The 742-nt window shown below is 72.5% G+C and carries 1 protein-coding gene; it reads right to left on the bottom strand.

The window, feature by feature from the left end:
- Positions 1-742: hypothetical protein (locus tag G6R24_RS21235; RefSeq protein WP_225438899.1), on the bottom strand; the 742-nt coding region annotated here is incomplete at both ends.

The raw sequence follows: 742 nt of genomic DNA, 5'->3' as shown, positions 1-742 counted from the left end.
CGACGACGGTGAGCTGCGGGCCGTCCCACCGGCTCAGCCGGCGGCGCTTCAGCTCGGCGGCCCGGCGGGTCATCTCCGCGTGGACCTCATCGATCAGCAGGTTGATCTCGCCGGTGGTGACCGCGCATCGGCAGATGCCGTCCCAGAGAGTGGCTTCCTCGCCCTTGCCGTCGAGGAACACCAGGTCGCCGCGTAGGTGGGCGGTGGCCATCAGCGGCCGGGTTGACCAGGACTTTCCCGACCCGGACGCCCCGGAGATCAGCATCCGTTCGTCGAACGCCACCAGCACCTCCTCACCGGTCTCGGTGTCCACCCCCACCGACATCGCGGCGGGGTCCGCAGGGATCCGCGACGCCGTCCACGAGGACGACACACCGTCGGTGGCCTGGCGAGTGGCCAGGGTGAGAACCGCCCAGCCACCCCGCACCCCACCGGTGATCCGCAGCCGCAACGCAGTCCGCGCCCCGAGCAACGCCCGGACACTGTCGGCCTTGCCGGCCAGGGCCTTGACGGTCCAGACGCCGTCCAGACGCACCTCGCAGCGGATGCCCCCCGGGCCGATGGCCGGTGGGGTGGTGAGCGTGCCCGCCAGGCCCCGATCGGCGGCATGAGCCGTCCAGTACTCGGGGTGCAGCCGGTCAAGGAGCTGGCGCTCCTCGACGGACACCGACTCCTCCAGCGCGGCCGCGGCGACAGCGTGGCGGCGGCCCAGCCACAGGCCGGCAGCATGCAGGCCCACCAA

Source organism: Candidatus Frankia nodulisporulans (assembly GCF_902806475.1).
Lineage (GTDB): Bacteria > Actinomycetota > Actinomycetes > Frankiales > Frankiaceae > Frankia > Frankia umida.
This window is presented reverse-complemented; position numbering and strand designations above follow the sequence as displayed.